The following is a 640-nucleotide window of genomic DNA, read 5'->3' as shown; positions in this document are numbered from 1 at the left end:
GAGGGCTCTGCCCTGGCGCGGCACAAGGGGTTTCCCGCAGTCTTCCGCGCTTCGCTTGTGCAGACCTCCGCTGCGCTTCGTCCGTTCCGCTCCAGCTTCGCCTCCGCTCCAAGGATGGGTGATTCCCCTCCCCTTGCGCCTTGCCGCCCCGCCTTCGCCAGGAGGCGTTCGGCATGTATGTACATGCCGTGTTCCACGACATGCAAAAGCAAAAACCAAGGAGAAGCAAGATGCATTTTCTAAAGAAGCTCAGCGAACTACGGTCGGAATTGCTCACCCGCGTAGAGACTACCGTCAAGATTCACAACTCGCCTTACATGACCCTTACGGTCGAGAACATCGGGCTAGGGCCTCGCGGCCTCCCCGCCCTGTCTATCTGCCACTACGGAGAACAGAACGGCGACCTCATGCGCGATCCCGAGATGTGTTTTGAGATGGAGATCGTGGACGGTATAGCCACAGAGTTCCATCCTTACTATTTCCGCAACGATTACGTAGGGTTTGAGCATAATGCAGTCGAAGACAAGAGAATCGACTCGCTCATGATCCGTGGTCAACGCGAGTTCTCCGAAATGTGGAGCCGCGCTCTTATAGCCCAGGGATTCATCGAAGCATATCAAACGCAAAAATCTTCCCTGTA

The 640-nt window shown here is 55.8% G+C and carries 2 protein-coding genes; one reads left to right on the top strand and one right to left on the bottom strand.

The features are described from left to right. The coding region (locus tag AC5S26_RS29930) for a hypothetical protein (protein ID WP_494188602.1) at window positions 1-185 on the bottom strand (185 nt) is incomplete at its 3' end. 45 nt (window positions 186-230) lie between these two features. Between AC5S26_RS29930 and AC5S26_RS29925 the strand changes: the two genes are divergently transcribed. Then, window positions 231-640, top strand: a 410-nt coding sequence (locus AC5S26_RS29925) for a DUF6908 domain-containing protein (RefSeq protein ID WP_494188601.1), incomplete at its 3' end; no start/stop codon positions are given.

It is taken from the genome of Edaphobacter sp. FHG110511_03 (genome assembly GCF_059115365.1).
Note: the sequence above shows the minus strand (reverse complement) of the source record. Positions and strands in the feature narration are given on the sequence as shown.